Genomic DNA, 19,091 nt, shown 5'->3' with positions numbered 1-19,091 from the left:
CACCTCCCATACTAATTTTGTGTTAATCGCTTCACGATTTTCACTGTTTCGTACGCCGCTTTTTCAATTTGCTCTTTCGTATTTCCAAGTCCAAAACTAAAGCGTACGGATGAACGTATTTGATCGGAGTCTTTTCCAAACATCGCTACTAATACATGTGATGGATCAATCGAACCAGCTGTACAAGCAGAACCACTTGATACTGCAATACCAGCTAAGTCTAAGTTCACAAGAAACGGTTCAATGTTCATTCCTGTAAAACTTACATTAAGTACATGCGGTAAGCGATGTTCTAAGTTTCCGTTTACCTCGAAAGTAATGCCTTCATTTTTGAAGACAGATACCATTATATCTTTAAACTCTTCATATTGGGCATTTTTTTGCTCACGAGTTTTTTCAGCTATAAGAATTGCATGCTGAAGCCCAGCAATACTAGGCACATTTTCCGTACCAGCACGGCGTTTTCTTTCTTGCTCTCCGCCTATTAATAACGGTTCAAATTTCACATTTGTACCAGCGTATAAGAAACCTACACCTTTTGGCCCGTTAATTTTATGAGCTGAAATTGATAATAAATCAATACCAAACTCTTTCACATTAATTTCTACTAAACAGTAAGCTTGTACCGCATCTGTATGGAAATACGCTTGATGCTCTTTTAACAGCTTTCCTATTTCCACAATCGGTTGCATCGTCCCTACTTCATTATTCCCAAACATAACAGATACAAGAATCGTCTCTTCTGTTAATGCCTTTTGTATGTCAGAAACTTGAATGCGCCCTGTTTCATCGACAGGTAAATATGTCACTTCAAACCCTTCACGCTCTAACAATTCGCACGTATGCAAAATCGCATGATGTTCAATTTGCGTCGTTATAATGTGGTTACCTTTATGACGGTTCGCACGTGCTACACCGATAAGCGCTAAATTATCAGCTTCTGTACCACCGCTCGTAAATATAATTTCATTCGGATTCGCATGAATGCTGCGTGCACACACTCTTCTCGCCTCATCTACTGTGTGACGAGTTTGACGTCCATAAAAGTGAATACTAGACGGGTTCCCGAATATTTCTGTCATATATGGAATCATCTTTTCGACCACTTCTGGGTGAGTCGGAGATGTCGCAGCATGATCTAAGTAAATGCGTTCCATTAAATCTCCTTCTTTCCAAATCGTTTCACAAGGAATTAAATGTAAAACATATAGCCCCCGTGATTTTCTTCCTCATAACGTACTAAATCTTCTAACGTTGTACTATCTAACACTTCTTGCACCGCATCACGAACACGCATCCATAATTGGCGTTGTGCTGGTTCTTCTTCTTCTATCATTTCTACAACACTAATCGGACCCTCTAATACACGGATTACATCTCCAGCTGTAATGTTAGCCGGCTGATCTGATAGTACATATCCCCCATATGCTCCCCGCGTACTCTTTACTAGACGCGCGTTACGAAGTGGTGAAATTAATTGCTCTAAGTAATGTTCCGATAAGTCATGTGCCTGCGCAATTGATTTTAATGAAATCGGACCTTCACCAAACTTTTTTGCAAGATCAATCATAATTGTTAAGCCATAGCGGCCTTTCGTTGAAATTTTCATCTATTTTGCACCTCTTTTCAAATTTTCACTTCTATTGGTTATATCTTATTTATAAAAAGAACACAATTTAAAATCCTATGAAATTATAGCATAATATAGTATTATAAGAAATTTCAACTTGTGTATCAAAATGATAACATAAAATCGCATTGAAAAACTCGGGAATTATTACAATTGAAAGAAAAATGAAAATATTATCATTTATTTTTCCCATAAAACAGCATCCTATTTCAAATTTCGTAGAAAAAAATGATACGATAGAACGAGATTATATATTAAGGGAGACGGTCCAAATGAAACAACCACTCGCACATCGAATGCGCCCTACAAATATTCAAGAAATTATTGGGCAACAACATTTAGTTGGTGAAGGAAAGATTTTATGGCGAATGGTCCAAGCCAATCATTTTCAATCTATGATTTTATACGGTCCTCCAGGTACAGGAAAAACATCCATTGCCAGTGCAATTGCTGGAAGTACCGGTACCCCGTTTCGTCTATTGAATGCTGTTACTCACAATAAAAAAGATATGGAAGTTGTCGTACAAGAAGCGAAGATGCATCGACACCTCGTTTTAATTTTAGATGAAGTTCACCGTCTAGATAAAGCAAAGCAAGACTTTCTATTACCTCACTTAGAAAGCGGACTTCTTACTTTAATTGGTGCAACGACAAGTAATCCATTCCATGCAATAAACTCCGCTATTCGAAGCAGGTGTCAAATTTTCGAATTACACGCACTAACAGAAGATGATATTTTAATTGGGTTAAAAAGAGCTTTAGAAGATAAAGAAAAAGGCCTTGGAGAATATGCTGTAACGGTAACAGATGAAGCACTACATCACTTTGCAAACGCCTCTGGTGGTGATATGCGTTCCGCTTATAACGCACTTGAGCTTGCTGTATTATCTAGCTTTACTACAGACGATCAAGCGGCTGAAATCACACTCGAGATTGCAGAAGAATGCTTACAAAAGAAGAGCTTCGTTCACGACAAAGGCGGCGATGCTCATTATGACGTATTATCAGCATTTCAAAAATCAGTGCGCGGAAGTGATGTAAATGCAGCGCTCCATTATTTAGCACGCCTTATTGAAGCAGGTGATTTACAAAGTATTGGCAGACGCCTTCTTATTATGGCTTATGAAGATATTGGACTTGCTAGCCCACAAGCTGGACCACGTACACTAGCTGCAATTGAATCAGCTGAACGAGTTGGATTCCCAGAAGCACGCATCCCACTTGCAAATGCCGTTATCGAGCTATGCTTATCACCAAAATCAAATTCAGCTTATAAAGCACTTGATGCTGCATTACACGATTTACGCAACGGTCAAACAGGTGACATTCCAAGCCATTTAAAAGATAGTCATTACAAAGGCGCAGAATCACTTGGAAGAGGCATTGGATATTTATATCCACACGACCATCCAAACGGCTGGGTAAGGCAACAATACTTACCTGATAAAATAAAAAACAAGCAATATTATAAACCGAAAACGACAGGGAAATTTGAGCAAGCACTTTCTACTGTTTATGAAAGATTACAAACTTCGAATAAAACGAAAAATAAAGGGTAACATAAACGAAAACGTCACCATTATGGAGGCTTCGCTTATGAAAACACGTCAAGATGCATGGACAAAAGAAGATGATCTCCTTTTAGCAGAAACTGTTTTACGACATATTCGCAGCGGAAGTACACAAATAAAAGCATTTGATGAAGTCGGCGATACGTTGAACCGGACTTCAGCAGCTTGCGGCTTTAGATGGAATGCTGAAGTAAGACCGAATTACGAAGATGCTGTGCAGCTTGCGAAGAAACAACGTAAAGAATTAAAGCGCTCTGAAGCTAAAATAGAAAAAAATCAGTTCACGAAAACGAAACAACTCGTAATCGATGCTGAGTTTTCTGAAGATATTACGCCAAGTAAACAAGAACTTACGATGCAAAATGTCATCTCATTTTTGCAAAACTTGGAGCATAATAACCCTTCACTCGCAAAGTTGCAAACTGAAAATGATGTATTACAAGCTCAGCTCACTTCTCTGCAAAAAACGAATCATGAACTTGAAACGAAATTAGCGGTACTCACAAAAAAACAACAAGCAATCGAAGAAGATTACGCGATGCTTGTTCGAATTATGGATCGTGCTCGAAAACTTGTTTCAGTCGAAGAGCAAGAAGAGCAAATTGCCCCGATTTTCAAAACCGATCAAAACGGGAATTTAGATATTATTTATTCTGCTGAGAATTAAAAACAGGGATGTCACTTTTTTAACTGAGTGACATCCTTGTTTGTTTTCGGTAAATCATATATATACATGTCGGTAAATGAAATTATATTAACGATTTTTCGAATATATCTATCGTAACTTGCAATATATCAACGATTTTTCGAATATATCTATCGTAACTTGCAATATATCAACGATTTTTCGAATATATCTATCACAACTTGCAATATATCAACGATTCAATAAAGGATATCGATTTAACGACAAAGATTGACAATAACATTCCTCCTTGTCATACAAGGAAACTCCTAAAACGGATTAGATATTTTTTACTAAAATATTATTATAAACATATACCTTTAAAGGGGGATGGTTGCTATTTCATTAATAATCTTCAAAATAACTCTTGGCCTTCTCGTCCTAACTTTAGCTCTTTTCACCATTAACAGTCTAAAAAAGACATCCGCCTATAAATCAGATAAATATGATTTTTACTTACTAACCTTACTTACATTTGAACTAGTAGTAATGCAAATATCCATATTTCTTTAATACATATAAAAAAGCATATATCCAAAATGGATATATGCTTTTCTTTTATTCTTGCCCTACACGTTTCACTTCTACATTTTTAATACGTTCACGTACAACGTGACTTGCCATAATTAAGCCTGCCACAGATGGTACGAATGCATTTGATGAAGGCGGTAATTTCGCTTTACGAATTTTTGCATTTTCGTCTGGTACGATTTCTTTACGTACTTCTTCACGAATTACGATTGGGTTTTCGTCAGAGAAGACAACTTTTACACCTTTTTTAATACCCTCTTTACGAAGCTTCGTACGAATGACTTTCGCAATCGGATCTGTGTGTGTTTTAGAAATGTCCGCAATACGGAAACGAGTTGGGTCCATTTTATTTGCTGCACCCATACATGAGATAATTTTAATTTTACGACGTAAACATTGTTTAATTAAATGGATTTTGAACGTAATCGTATCAGATGCATCCACTACGAAATCTAAACCGTGTTTAAAGAACTCCTCATATGTTTCATCTGTATAAAACATTTCTAGTCCAATTACTTCACATTCCGGATTAATGTCTGCAATACGCTCTTTCATTAATTCTACTTTTGAACGTCCTACAGTAGATACTAAAGCGTGAATTTGACGGTTTACGTTTGTAATATCTACAACGTCTTTATCAACTAATACGAGACGTCCTACTCCAGAACGCGCTAACGCTTCAGCTGAAAATGAACCTACGCCGCCAATTCCTAAAATACCGACTGTACTATTTTTTAATATTTCAAGTCCTTCTTTACCGAAGGCTAATTCATTACGTGAAAATTGATGTAACATTCAGCTCTACACTCCTATTACAAAAATGGTCTACCATGTATTCTAGCGTTTTTCCGACTATTTGTATAGAAAAAGTTATAGAATTCCTAAAAATACATATTTCGAAAATGAAAACATAGACCAGAATTTCATTTCTTCCTAAATACACGTTTAAAAAAGAGGATTCAGAGAACCGAGCAGATCGAGGCGCTGAAGCCAGGAGGAGCGCAGTGTAGAAAAATACTACTCGAGCACCGGACTGGCGAAGCAACGATGAGATGCGACAGTTATCTAAACCGGACTTTTTAAACAACCTCTCAAAAAAAGTCTAGACGGTTATAGTATAACCATCTAGACCCTATTCTTACTTCTCTTCTTTTAAGCTTAATTTTAAGTTTAACTCTTCAAGCTGTGCTTCTGCAACTGGGCTTGGAGCTTCTGTTAATAAGCAGCTTGCGCTTGCTGTTTTCGGGAATGCAATTGTATCACGAAGGTTCGTACGGCCTGCAAGCAGCATAACAAGACGATCTAAACCTAATGCAATACCGCCGTGTGGTGGTGTACCGTATTCGAATGCTTCTAATAAGAATCCGAATTGCTCTTGCGCTTCTTCTTGTGAGAATCCAAGTGCTTTAAACATTTTTTCTTGTACGTCACGCTCGTAAATACGAAGTGAGCCACCACCAAGCTCATAACCGTTTAATACAAGGTCATATGCTTGTGCACGTGCTTTTTCTGGTGCTGTTTCTAGTAACTCAACGTCTTCACGGAATGGCATTGTGAATGGGTGGTGAGCTGCGAAGTAACGATCTGCATCTTCATCGTACTCAAGAAGTGGCCAATCAGTTACCCATAGGAAGTTAAATTTACTTTCATCAATTAACTCAAGCTCTTTACCTAGACGTAAACGAAGTGCGCCTAAGCTATCTGCAACAACGCTCTTCTTATCTGCTACGAATAGTAATAAGTCGCCAGCAGTAGCCTCTAATGTGCTCATTAACACATTTGCATCTTCTTCACCGAAGAATTTTGCAATCGGTCCTTTTAAACCGTCTTCTTCAACTTTAAGCCAAGCTAAACCTTTTGCACCGTATACTTTCACGAATTCAGTTAATGCATCGATGTCTTTACGAGAATATTTACTTGCGGCACCTTTTGCATTGATTGCTTTTACTTGTCCGCCGCTTTCTACAGCACTTGTAAACACTTTAAAGCCACAACCTGCTGCAAACTCAGATAAGTCTGTTAGTTCCATTTCAAAGCGTGTATCTGGCTTATCAGAACCGTAGCGAGCCATTGCATCAGCATATTTCATACGAGGGAATGGTGCACTAACTTCTACACCTTTTGCATCCTTCATAACTTTCGTCATCATACGCTCCATCATATCTAAAATTTCATCTTGTGTTAAGAATGAAGCTTCGATATCGATTTGCGTGAATTCCGGTTGACGATCCGCACGTAAATCTTCATCACGGAAACAACGTGCTACTTGATAGTAACGCTCAAATCCGCCGACCATAAGAAGCTGTTTAAATAACTGTGGTGACTGTGGTAATGCATAGAATTCACCATCATGTACACGACTTGGCACTAAATAGTCACGAGCTCCTTCTGGCGTGCTTTTCGTTAAAATTGGTGTTTCTACTTCTAAGAACTCTTCTGTGTCTAAGAAGTTACGAATTGTTTTCGTTACGTCATGACGCATTTTGAATGTGTTAAACATTACTGGACGACGTAAGTCTAAATAACGATATTTTAAACGCACATCTTCTGATGCATCTGTATCATCAGCAATGATGATTGGCGTTGTTTTCGCTGCATTTAGTACATTTACTTTCGTTGCTTGTACTTCAATACGACCAGTTGCCATATTGTCATTAATTGCGCCTTCACCACGTTCAACAACTGTACCTTCTACGTGTAATACGTATTCGCTACGAATTGTTTCTGCTACTTCTAACGCTTCTTTTGATGTTTCTGGGTTAAATACAACTTGCACGATACCTGTACGGTCACGTAAGTCGATAAAGATTAATCCACCTAAGTCACGGCGTTTTTGTACCCAACCTTTTAATTGAACTGTTTGTCCAACAGCTTCTACTGTTACTTTTCCACATGCATGTGTTCTTTCAGCCACTGTAAGTTCCCCCTATATTAATTTCTCTGCTACGTATGAAGCAAATACATCTAACGCTACTTCTTCTTGTTCACCTGTTGCCATATCTTTTAAGTTAATGATGCCTTTATCTAGCTCATCTTCTCCTAATACAGCTACAAATTTCGCCTTTAGACGATCTGCTGATTTAAATTGTGCTTTCATTTTGCGATCTAAATAATCTTTTTCAACTGACAATCCAGCTTTACGAAGATCGAACGCAACTTTTGCAGCATGGTCTTTCGCTTTTTCGCCAAGCGCCACAACGTAACAATCAATGCTATGTTCAAGTGGTAATTCAATGTTTTCAGCTTTTAGCGCCATAATTAAACGTTCAATACTCATTGCAAAACCGATACCTGGCATTTCTGGTCCACCGATTTCTTGTACAAGTCCGTTATAACGGCCACCACCGCTTAATGTAGTGATCGCACCGAAACCTTCTGCCTCACTCATAATTTCAAAAACAGTGTGTTGGTAGTAGTCTAAACCACGCACTAAGTTCGGATCTTTTTCAAACGGAACATTCATCATCGTTAATAGTTCTTGAACTTTGTCGTAGTATATTGCTGAATCTTCGTTTAAGTATTCTGTAATAGATGGTGCTGTTCCCATTAATTCATGGTTACGGTCCTTCTTACAGTCTAAAATTCGAAGTGGATTCTTTTCTAAGCGAGATTGACAGTCAGAACAGAATTCGCCGATACGTGGCTCAAAGTGTGCGATTAATGCATCACGGTGTGCTTGACGGCTCGCTGCGTCACCTAAACTGTTTAATACAACTTTAATATTTTTTAAGCCCATGCCGCGGTAAAATTCAACAGCAAGTGCAATTACTTCTGCATCAATTGCAGGGTCATTACTGCCGATTGCTTCGATACCGAATTGTACGAATTGACGATAGCGACCTGCTTGTGGTCTTTCATAACGGAACATTTGACCGATATAGTATAATTTCGTTGGTTGTGTTGCATCACCAAACATTTTATTTTCAACATAAGAACGTACAACAGGTGCAGTACCTTCTGGACGTAATGTTAAGCTGCGCTCTCCACGATCTTGGAATGAGTACATTTCTTTTTGTACGATATCTGTCGTATCACCAACACCGCGTAAAAATAGCTCAGTGTGCTCAAAAATTGGTGTACGAATTTCTTTATAATTGTAACGACGGCAAATTTCGCGTGCTTGCCCTTCGATATACTGCCATAACTCAACAGTGCCTGGAAGAATATCTTGCGTTCCGCGTGGGATTTGAATAGACATATTCAGTTCCTCCTCAAATTGTTTTAATCTTAATAAAAATAAAAAAACTCCCGCCTCTACTGTTTAAACAGTAGGGACGAGAGTATTATACCCGTGGTGCCACCCTAATTGAAGCACGTATGCTTCCACTTTTTTAATAACGCTTAAATGTGCGTTCATCCCTACTAAGCGTATATGCCGTTCAAGTTGAAACCTCTAGAGTGTCATTCAATCAGTCATCATGCAGAAATGTTTTCAGCCTAAGACATTCCTTCTCTTTCCATGTGTGTCTCATTTACTCTTCTCTATCAACGGTTATATTCATATGTAAATATAAAATTACTATACGTTTGTTAAGTAGGATTGTCAAGTGCTCTAAGAACGTTCAATCTGCTTCTTTAAACGCTTTACATCTTGAAGAGAAATCCCAAACTCGGAAGCAAGCTCCATTGAAGTATTGTTTTGCTCTTTTGAAATAAAATCATGAAAATTCACGTTAAATAGTTGATTTGCACCATTTGTAACAGAATGCCCTTTTTCATTCATACGCATACGTATATCCCTCACATTCAATATGGATGTTTTACTTTTTATTGTTCCATATTGATGGGAGAGTTATACATAACCGAAACTGCTATTAATTCCAAATAAATGAACAAAACATACAACAATGTATAAAAAAGAGAGGATTATATAACCCTCTCTTTTTTATCAACACTATTTACTTTCTACAATTAAGGTCACCGGACCATCATTGATTAAAGAAACATCCATCATTGCTCCGAACTTCCCTGTTTCCACATGTAATCCTTGTTTACGAACTTCTTCATTAAAGAAATCGTATAAACGCTCTGCATAATCAGGTTTCGCAGCATCCATAAAGTTTGGACGTCTTCCCTTGCGGCAATCTCCGTATAATGTGAATTGCGAAATAGATAGAACTTGTCCTTCTACATCAAGTACAGAATGATTCATCTTTCCGCTCTCATCTTCAAAAATACGTAAGTTTGCAATTTTTTCCGCAATGTAAGTTGCATCTTTTTCTGTATCTTCGTGCGTAATGCCAACTAGTAATGTTAAACCGAACGGAATTTGTCCTACGATCTCACCGTCTACTGTGACAGACGCTTTCTTTGATCGTTGTAAAACAACTCTCATCTTTCTACACTCCCTATTAATGCATCATGCGTCGTACTGCATAAATTTCTGGAACGCGTTTAATGCGTTCTACTACTTTTTTCAAGTGTTGTAAGTTACGAATCGAGATTGACATATTAATTGTTGCCATCTTATTACGGTCACTTCTACCAGAAACAGCTGAAATGTATGTTTTCGTCTCTGTAACAGCTTGCAGTACTTCATTTAATAAACCGCGGCGATCGTAACCTGAAATTTCAATATCAACGTTATACTCTATTTCTTTTTCAGGGCTACCTTCCCACTCAACTTCTAATAAACGTTCTATCGCTTCTTCTGTATGAACATTTACACAATCACGGCGATGAATCGATACACCTCGGCCTTTCGTAATATACCCAACGATATCATCACCCGGAACTGGGTTACAGCATTTCGATAAACGGATTAATAAATTATCAGCACCGCTTACCTTTACACCAGAATCCCATTTTCGAATTTTCATCGGTTTACGAACTTCTTTGACTTCAACAATTTCTTCTTCTTCGCGTTGCTTGCGGAACTTGTCCGTTAGTCGCGTAACAATTTGCGAAGCTGTAATTCCGCTATATCCAACTGCTGCAAACATATCTTCTTCATTTGCAAAGTTAAATTTCTCCGCGACGCGTTTTAAGTTATCAGGCGCTAATACTTCTTTCATCTCATACTCTAGACCACGTACTTCCTTTTCAACAAGTTCACGGCCTTTTTCAATATTTTCGTCTCTACGTTGTTTCTTAAAGAATTGACGAATTTTATTTTTCGCATGAGATGTTTGAGCAAGTTTTACCCAATCTTGACTTGGGCCATATGAATGTTTCGACGTTAAAATTTCAATGATATCGCCGGTTTTTAATTTATAATCCAGCGTCACCATTTTCCCGTTTACTTTTGCACCAATTGTTTTATTCCCAATTTCCGAATGGACACGATACGCGAAATCAATTGGAACCGATCCAAGTGGTAATTCCATTACATCGCCTTTCGGTGTAAAGACGAATACCATGTCAGAGAATAAATCAATTTTTAATGACTCCATAAATTCTTCTGCATTAGAAGCTTCATTTTGCCATTCTAATATTTGACGGAACCACGTGAGTTTCTTCTCTAATGTACCTGTTGTTTCTGCTGTTTTTCCTTCTTTGTATGCCCAGTGTGCCGCGATCCCGAATTCTGCAATTTCGTGCATTTCTTTCGTACGAATTTGCACTTCAAGTGGATCACCTTTCGGTCCAATTACAGTCGTATGAAGAGATTGATATAGATTTGCTTTTGGCATTGCAATATAATCTTTAAAACGACCTGGCATCGGCTTCCAGCACGTATGAATAATTCCAAGCACTGCATAACAATCTTTAATACTATTTACAACGACACGTACAGCTAATAAATCGTAAATTTCATTGAACTGTTTATTTTGCAGTGCCATTTTACGATAAATACTGTAAATATGTTTCGGTCTTCCAGAGATCTCAGGTTGAATTGCAACTTCTTTTAATTTCTCACGAATACCAGTCATTACTTCGTCTAAGTATTCTTCACGTTCTGCACGTTTACGCTTCATTAAATTTACAATACGATAATATTGTTGTGGATTTAAATAGCGAAGTGACGTATCCTCTAGCTCCCATTTAATAGTACTAATTCCGAGTCTATGTGCTAAAGGTGCAAAGATTTCTAGCGTTTCATTCGCTATGCGACGCTGCTTCTCTTGAGGCAAATGTTTCAATGTACGCATGTTATGAAGACGATCAGCTAGTTTAATTAAAATAACTCGAATATCTTGAGCCATTGCAATAAACATTTTGCGATGGTTTTCTGCTTGTTGTTGTTCGTGAGATTTATATTTGATCTTCCCAAGCTTCGTAACACCATCAACAAGCATAGCAATTTCTTTGTTAAATTCCCGTTCAATATCTTCTAACGTAATCTCTGTATCTTCCACTACATCATGTAAGAAACCTGCTGATACCGTAGCTGGATCCATGTGTAAATCAACTAAAATACCTGCAACTTGAATTGGATGAATAATATACGGTTCACCCGATTTTCTGTATTGTTCGCTATGCGCATCGCGTGCATATTCATAGGCACGTGCTACTAGCTCAATATCTTCATCCACTAAATATTGACTTGCTTTCTCGAGTACCTGTTCAGCTGTTAGTACCTGCTCATTTGCCATCGAATCACCTTTTATTGAAAATTGACTTTATCTTTATTTAATAGAATAAATTATATTCTATCATTATAACCCAATGATTGTGAATTGTGAAAAGGAAAAGATTTCACTGACATTTCACCATGATTTTTTGTTCAATTATACAAAAGTACCCGCTCCTCTCCAAGAGATTCACGGGTACTTTTTATCACCGTAGTTTTACCTATATAGTGATTAGTATTTTTCTAATACTAATACATCGTAACCATCTAACATTTTACGACCATCTAAGTAAGTAAGCTCTACTAAGAATGCAATCCCTGCTACAACTCCGCCAAGTTCTTCAACTAGCTTAATTGTCGCTTCGATAGTTCCACCTGTAGCTAATAGGTCATCTGTAATTAATACGCGTTGACCTGGCTTAATTGCATCTTTATGGATTGTTAAAACATCTTTACCATATTCTTTACCGTAGTCAACTGTAATTACTTCACGTGGTAATTTTCCTAATTTACGAACTGGCGCAAATCCTACTTCTAACGCATAAGAAACTGGGCAACCGATAATGAAACCACGAGCTTCTGGTCCTACTACAACATCGATATCTCTTTCTTTTGCGTATTCAACGATTGCATCTGTTGCTGCTTTGTATGCTTTACCGTCATTCATTAAAGGTGTAATGTCTTTAAACACAATACCTTCTTTCGGATAATCCGGTACAATTGCGATATGTTGCTTGAAATCCATATTTCTGAATCCTCCTCAGATCTAAAAGGTTTGTAAATACAAATCCTTTACCCTAACTGTTCTACTTCTTTATGATTACGAATCGTTTCAAACCATGTATATAGTTGCTGATATGTGCTATAAACCAATTCTTTTTCTAATTGTAAGTGGTTCATTTTCTCACGATATGTGTTCGATTCAATTAAATCACGCTTTTGTTTTTTGTCTGCCATAAAAATGACGCCATCTTTTATTGTAACAAATTCTAACTCAAAAAACACCTGTGTCATAAAATTTACTGTATCTTTTGACCAACCTTTATGACGACATAGTTGTTCTCCATATTGTCTTAAAGAAAATGGTGTTTTTTGGTTTAAGAAAGAATAATACCATTTAAAGTGTTCTCTCGTAGGAACTGTACTAAATAAGTGGTTATTCTCTTGATAAAATAGCGTATAAATTCGCGCTGGGAATCCTGCCTTAAATAACTCACGTAATTCATCGGTTCCTTTTGGTAAATCAAGTAACACGATATATTGATCATCTAAATGCGTTACTTCTGAAGCATGCATGAGCTTTTCTTTATAGCTCTCTAAAGAAAATTTATTCAATACCTCTTCAGAAAAATACACCATTGTTATTTTTTCTTTCGGAAGTTCTGCTAAATTTGCTTCTGCATTACGCATACTACGCCAATCAAATAATTGCCACGCCTCTACAGCAATATCTTGTACCATTAGTTGTGGCTTCTTAAAATTATTCCATTCATTGATGGATGCTTCTCCTATTACAGATACTTTTGCAACTGGAGAGATTTCTTTAGCATATGCACCAAAACCAAATCCAATTGTATCCAGTGTTGCTTGTCCATCACGAAGAGCCATTTTTAAATGAGAACCATCTGATCCGATTGCGCGAATGCTTTCTAACTCTGCATCTTTTACTGCAATACGTGGTTTCGGATTTCCAATACCAAACGGGGCTAGTTTTTGCATATCTTCAATTGCCGCTAGCGTTACATCCTCTACTTTGCAAAAAACATCAACTGCTGTAATTGGAATAAAATCTTCTTCTGTTAAAATCGCATCTGCTTGTTCATTTAATCGGCGACGTAATTCATCTACATCATTCATATGTAGCGTCATTCCCGCTGCCATCGGATGCCCTCCGAAGTGTGGCAATAACTCTCTACAATCTGATAAGTTTGCAAACAAATCAAATCCTGCAATACTACGTGCTGAGCCTTTTGCTGTTTCTTTTATAGGATCGATGCTTAATACAATCGTCGGACGATAAAAACGTTCAACTAATTTAGAAGCAACAATTCCAATTACCCCTGGGTTCCAGCCTTCTTTTGCAAGTACTAATACTTTGTTTTCTTCTGGCGGGAATTTATTTTCAACTTCAGCGATAGCTTCTTCTGTAATTTGCTTTACAATATCTTTTCGCAGTTTGTTCAGCTCATCAATTTCTTCGGCCAACTCTTTCGCTTCCTCTGGATCATCTGATAATAAAAGGTGTACAGCCGGCGCAGCATCTTCTAAACGCCCAACCGCATTAATACGAGGTGCAATTGAGAAGCCAATACTCTCTTCTGTAATTTCACTTTGCGAAACGTTAGCAACTTTAAACAATGCCTTCAAACCAATATTTCTCGTCATACGCATATGTTTTAAACCGCGTTTCACTAGCAACCTATTTTCACCATGAAGTGATACTAAATCGGCTACTGTACCGATTACTGCAATCTCTAATAAATGTTCTGGTACACGGCCTAATAGTGCATGCGCAACTTTAAACGCAACACCTACACCAGCTAAATAGTGAAACGGATATACGCCACCTTCTAATTTCGGATGTATAATCGCAAGCGCTTCTGGCAATTCTGGCGGTGGCTCATGGTGATCTGTAATAATTAGATCTATTCCAAGCTCTTTCGCTACATTCGCTTCATGTACTGCTGCGATGCCAGTGTCGACAGTAATAATCAGTGAGAAACCTGCACTATGCGCCCAACGAAATGCTTCTTCGTTCGGTCCATACCCTTCTGTAAAACGATTTGGAATGTAAAATTCTACTTCTGCACCTAATTCTTGAAGAGCAAGATATAAAACCGTCGTACTACTTACTCCGTCCGCATCGTAATCACCAAATATTAATATTTGCTCTCCATTTTGAATCGCCTTATTTACACGTTCTACCGTTCTATCCATTCCTTCTAATAAAAATGGATCATGAAATTCTTGATTTTCTGTATTTAAAAAATCTAAAATCTTATCTTCTGTATCTAGTCCTCTACCGAGGAATAATGAAACGACAAGTGGCGATAACTGTAATTTACTTGCTAATTCACTCACTCGCTCGTCATTATATTCTTTTTCTTTCCAACGCGTCTTCGGTTGTAACACGAAATCACCCCTTAACCTGTTCATTATACAAGACAGATTAAGGGGTGACAATATAATGCAAACTACGATGCAATATCTATATACTAAAATGTTAATGATGTTTAATTTGGAGAATACGGATTTATATGTACGAATACATTTTGTACATTATCTTGTTTCATAAGTATTTCTTTCACATGTTTTCCAATACGGTGTCCTTCTTCTACGGTAATGTATGGATCTACAGACACTTTAATATCGACAATAACATAATGACCATGCTCCCGTGCATATAAAGAACCAATTTTTTTCACACCATCTACTTGAAGAACGGCCTCTCTAAGCGGAATAACATCCTCCTCATGAAGAACATGGTCAAGCGTTGCATGAATTGCTTCCGCTCCAATGCTCCATGCCATTTTTACAACAAGAAGCGAAACAACTAATCCTGCAATCGGATCAGCATATACAAGCCAGTCTATACCAAGCTTACCACCGAGTATAGCTGCACAAATACCGATTAAAGCTGCAATTGAAGAAAACACATCCGAACGGTGCTCATATGCATTTGCAATAATTGCATCACTATTTACCCTTTTCCCTAATCGGAATTTATATTGAAACATTCCTTCTTTCACGACGATTGAAAGAACAACAGCAAATATCGTAATTCCTTTCGGCGGTTCTAGTTCTTGCGAAAAAGCTTTTATAGATGAAATCGCGATTTCAAGTCCCACAATAAATAATAATACCGCAACAATAATCGCTGAAATCGATTCCGCTTTACCATGACCATACGGATGATCTTCATCAGGTGGCTGCTTTGCCGCTCGCAATCCAAAAAGTACAGCTAGCGAACCAATTACATCTGATGCAGAATGCACGGCATCCGCTAATAGCGCTTTACTGTTCCCAATATAACCAATTACCGCCTTTACAATCGCTAATATAATATTACCAACGATCCCGACAATGGCACCAAACTCGGCCTGTTTAAAACGTTCATCTTTTTCCATAATTAAAATCCCTTCTTTTCTTAACCTATCTTTTTATTTTAACAAAAACAGCGATAACACCACCACTTTCTTCCATCTTCTTTCTGTTAAAAAGTTGCTATCTTATTGTATCCACAAACGAAAAAAGAGATGCCTCATAAAGAGACATCATCTTTTCTATACTTGCGGTTCAGATTCTACTTTCTCAACCTTCTTCTTGTTTTTTCCCTTTTTCAAACGACGGTTTTCAAGCATTAACCAAATTTGAGAGGCAACGAAAACAGAAGAGTACGTACCTACAATTAATCCAACAAGTAACGCAAACGAGAAGTTACGTAGTGACTCACTACCGAAGATAAGCAGTGCAATTACTGGGAATAACACTGTTAATACGGTATTAATCGAGCGACCAAGCGTTTGGCGAATACTTGCATTTACGATTTCTTCTAGATCTTTTATATCGCGCACTCGTTTTTTCTGTTTGTATAATTCACGGTTTCTATCAAATGTAACAATCGAGTCATTAATAGAATAACCGATGATTGTTAGTACTGCAGCGATAAACGTTAAGTCTACCTCTAGTTGGAAAATACTAAACATAACAACCATAACGAAAGCGTCATGTAATAATGCAAGTACTGCAGATAACGCATACGTAAATCGGAATCGAATACTTACGTATAAAATGATAACCGCAGAAGCAATCAGTACAGCGATAAATGCATTTCGTGCAATTTCTTTACCGATTGTCGGTGAAACTGTACTTATGTTTGGATCTGTACCATATTTATCGTGGAAGAATGTTTTTGTTTTCGCAATTTCATCTTTTGATAAAACACCTAATGTACGAACTGCGAAACCTTTATTGTCATCTCCAGTCGGTACAATATTTTCTTCCTTCACATCAATGTTCAGTTCTTTAAAATCTTTATGAACATCAGACACCGTAACGGCTTGTTTTGATTGCAAGTCAATACGTGTACCACTTGCAAAGTCAATACCAAGATTCAATTTGAAAATTGGTAAGATAATTGCACCCGCAATTACAACTACAATCGAGAAGATAAGGAATTTATGACCGATATTTACGAAGTTAATACGATCAAATCTCGTTGGCGGATGTACTACACCTTTTGTTAATGGAATAATATCCTTTTGTTTCACACCAAAATATCCTGGTTTTTTATCAAAGTAACGGCTCTTTACAAGTAAACCTAGTAAGAAACGAGTACCGAATACGTTCGTAATAAAACCAACTAAAATACTTACGATTAAACTTGTTGCGAATCCTTTTACAGAGCTATTACCATAAACGAATAACACACCAGCTGCCGCAAGAGTTGTAACGTTTGCATCTAGAATTGTTGCTAATGAACGATGGTTACCAGCGCGGAATGCCGACATCATGGACTTACCAATTTTCAACTCTTCTTTCAGTCTCTCGTACGTAATAATATTCGCATCAACTGCGATACCTACTCCGAGCACTAACGCCGCAATACCTGGCAACGTAAGAACTGCATGCATCCAGTTAAAGACAAGTAATGTAACGAAAATGTATAAACCTAACATAATAACCGCTACAAGTCCTGGTAAACGGTAGAATACAAGCATAAATAAGAAAATAAGAGCGATACCAATCGCACTAGCGAAAATCGTTTGCTCTAACGCTTGTTGACCAAACTTCGCTCCAACAGATGTTGAATACATTTCTTTTAAATCAACAGGAAGTGCACCTGCATTTAATAAAGATGAAAGTTGTTTCGCACTTTCAACTGTGAAGTTTCCACCTACGATAGATACTTCAGCTTGGTTAAATACTTGGTTTACTGTTGCTGCTGATAAGAACTTCGGATTCGGTTTTGCAGATTCTGCTTTGTACGAATCTTTTCCTTCTTCAAAATCAAGCCAAATTACCATTAAATTCGTTGGTGGTGGCATTTTTGAAATTTTTTCAGTTACTTCACGGAATTTTTCAGCGCTCTTTAGTGTAAGACCTACGCTCGCACGGCCTTGCTCATCAAATGTTTGCTTCGCTCCGCCGCCTTTTAAATCCGTTCCGTCCATAAGAAGATTATCATCTACATCACGGAATGTTAATTTCGCTTGTGTTGATAACATTTCACGTGCTTTTTGCTGATCTTGTACACCAGCAAGCTGTACACGAATTCGATCTTGCCCTTCGATTTGAATGTTCGGCTCACTTACACCGAGAACATTGACACGATTCTCAAGAGCACCTACTGTACTTACAAGTACGTCTCGATCGATTTTGTCCCCTTTTTTGGCTGGTTTTACTTCATACAGAATTTCAAAACCACCGCGAAGGTCTAGTCCTAGACTAATTCCTTTTGCTATGTCTTTTCCTGCCGCACCAATTACTCCACCGATTAATAAAACGATGAGGAAAAAGGCGGCAATTCTCGTACCACGCTTTGCCATATGTACCCTCTTTCCGCTACTAACACTTTAAATAAATCTCTTACGATTCACTTTTACACGTGTGCATACGTCTAGTTAGTAGACTTCCTTTCTATAATTTTGCTAGCTCATCACTAGCTGTGCCGGTACGTTTTCACGATACCTGCACTTTCATTATTTGTTTTCTCTCTTCACTACCTCCTTTATATATGATCTTAGACATAATTATTTCCTGATTATCAATACCTATCATTATACTGCAAAAGGAAGAACAAACCAATTGCAGTCGGTTATTTATTTTCATATTCATCAAATGACCAAAGTGGCGCTTGATATGCTTCAACAGTTAAATATGTCATATATTCATTAGCACTTACTGTTAATACGTCATTAACTAATTCATACAATCTAACATCGCTGTCTATCTTCTTCCACTTTTTCACTTTAAGAAACTTCCAAATGTCATCATCTGTCACTCTGTCGTAGCCGAACATTTGAAACTCTTCTACTTTACTTTCTAAAACGACTTGTAACTGTCCGCGGTATGATTCTACCAAAGCCTCTCTATCTAACATCTATAACATCTCCTTCTTATTTCGCACGAAAAGTCGCTTTTATTCCCGCTCTAATGGAC

At 37.6% G+C, this 19,091-nt stretch carries 15 protein-coding genes and 1 other annotated feature; of the genes, 2 read left to right on the top strand and 13 right to left on the bottom strand.

Annotated elements, in window-relative coordinates; genetic code table 11:
- Window positions 1-11: 11 nt before the first annotated feature.
- On the bottom strand, window positions 12-1,157 hold the full coding sequence (locus QCI79_RS20070; protein WP_021727839.1) for a cysteine desulfurase family protein: 1,146 nt from the start codon (window positions 1,155-1,157) through the stop codon (window positions 12-14).
- Between the two features lie 35 nt (window positions 1,158-1,192).
- Window positions 1,193-1,609: a cysteine metabolism transcriptional regulator CymR gene (cymR, locus tag QCI79_RS20065; RefSeq protein ID WP_000704116.1), complete on the bottom strand. Its 417-nt coding sequence runs from the start codon at window positions 1,607-1,609 to the stop codon at window positions 1,193-1,195.
- 293 nt (window positions 1,610-1,902) lie between these two features.
- Between cymR and QCI79_RS20060 the strand changes: the two genes are divergently transcribed.
- Together QCI79_RS20060 and QCI79_RS20055 are read left to right on the top strand one after the other, a co-directional pair.
- Window positions 1,903-3,189, top strand: a complete 1,287-nt coding sequence (locus QCI79_RS20060; protein WP_000812919.1) for a replication-associated recombination protein A — start codon at window positions 1,903-1,905, stop codon at window positions 3,187-3,189.
- A gap of 37 nt (window positions 3,190-3,226) precedes the next feature.
- The gene (locus tag QCI79_RS20055; protein WP_000857722.1) at window positions 3,227-3,868 is read left to right on the top strand and encodes an RsfA family transcriptional regulator; all 642 of its coding nucleotides are present in this window, start codon (window positions 3,227-3,229) and stop codon (window positions 3,866-3,868) included.
- A 576-nt stretch (window positions 3,869-4,444) separates the two neighbouring features.
- Here QCI79_RS20055 and QCI79_RS20050 read toward each other — a convergent pair.
- The 11 genes from QCI79_RS20050 to QCI79_RS20000 form a co-directional block, all read right to left on the bottom strand.
- Complete coding sequence (locus QCI79_RS20050) at window positions 4,445-5,212, bottom strand: tRNA threonylcarbamoyladenosine dehydratase (RefSeq protein ID WP_000903182.1); 768 nt, start codon at window positions 5,210-5,212, stop codon at window positions 4,445-4,447.
- 343 nt (window positions 5,213-5,555) lie between these two features.
- The gene (gene aspS / locus QCI79_RS20045) at window positions 5,556-7,331 is read right to left on the bottom strand and encodes an aspartate--tRNA ligase (protein ID WP_000840898.1); all 1,776 of its coding nucleotides are present in this window, start codon (window positions 7,329-7,331) and stop codon (window positions 5,556-5,558) included.
- Between the two features lie 12 nt (window positions 7,332-7,343).
- Window positions 7,344-8,615, bottom strand: coding sequence for a histidine--tRNA ligase (hisS, locus tag QCI79_RS20040; RefSeq protein ID WP_000027082.1), 1,272 nt, complete (start codon window positions 8,613-8,615; stop codon window positions 7,344-7,346).
- Window positions 8,616-8,684: 69 nt separating this feature from the next.
- Window positions 8,685-8,915 (bottom strand) — a binding site (T-box leader).
- A gap of 54 nt (window positions 8,916-8,969) precedes the next feature.
- Complete coding sequence (locus tag QCI79_RS20035) at window positions 8,970-9,146, bottom strand: hypothetical protein (RefSeq protein ID WP_001242605.1); 177 nt, start codon at window positions 9,144-9,146, stop codon at window positions 8,970-8,972.
- A 165-nt stretch (window positions 9,147-9,311) separates the two neighbouring features.
- Entirely contained in the window at window positions 9,312-9,752 is a 441-nt protein-coding gene (locus tag QCI79_RS20030; RefSeq protein ID WP_001266965.1) for a D-tyrosyl-tRNA(Tyr) deacylase, read from the bottom strand.
- Window positions 9,753-9,768: 16 nt separating this feature from the next.
- Complete coding sequence (relA, locus tag QCI79_RS20025) at window positions 9,769-11,952, bottom strand: GTP diphosphokinase (protein WP_001262811.1); 2,184 nt, start codon at window positions 11,950-11,952, stop codon at window positions 9,769-9,771.
- A gap of 210 nt (window positions 11,953-12,162) precedes the next feature.
- Window positions 12,163-12,675 carry an adenine phosphoribosyltransferase gene (locus QCI79_RS20020; protein ID WP_000346215.1) on the bottom strand — a complete coding sequence of 171 codons (513 nt, stop codon included), beginning with the start codon at window positions 12,673-12,675 and terminating at the stop codon, window positions 12,163-12,165.
- 47 nt (window positions 12,676-12,722) lie between these two features.
- Window positions 12,723-15,062, bottom strand: coding sequence for a single-stranded-DNA-specific exonuclease RecJ (recJ, locus tag QCI79_RS20015; protein WP_000941236.1), 2,340 nt, complete (start codon window positions 15,060-15,062; stop codon window positions 12,723-12,725).
- A 101-nt stretch (window positions 15,063-15,163) separates the two neighbouring features.
- Window positions 15,164-16,057, bottom strand: coding sequence for a cation diffusion facilitator family transporter (locus QCI79_RS20010; RefSeq protein WP_000409746.1), 894 nt, complete (start codon window positions 16,055-16,057; stop codon window positions 15,164-15,166).
- A 156-nt stretch (window positions 16,058-16,213) separates the two neighbouring features.
- Entirely contained in the window at window positions 16,214-18,478 is a 2,265-nt protein-coding gene (gene secDF / locus QCI79_RS20005; protein ID WP_001119065.1) for a protein translocase subunit SecDF, read from the bottom strand.
- 269 nt (window positions 18,479-18,747) lie between these two features.
- Window positions 18,748-19,032: a post-transcriptional regulator gene (locus QCI79_RS20000; RefSeq protein ID WP_000886978.1), complete on the bottom strand. Its 285-nt coding sequence runs from the start codon at window positions 19,030-19,032 to the stop codon at window positions 18,748-18,750.
- Between the last annotated feature and the right edge of the window lie 59 nt (window positions 19,033-19,091).

The organism is Bacillus cereus group sp. MG1, from assembly GCF_040460035.1.
Lineage (GTDB): Bacteria > Bacillota > Bacilli > Bacillales > Bacillaceae_G > Bacillus_A > Bacillus_A cereus.
This window is presented reverse-complemented; position numbering and strand designations above follow the sequence as displayed.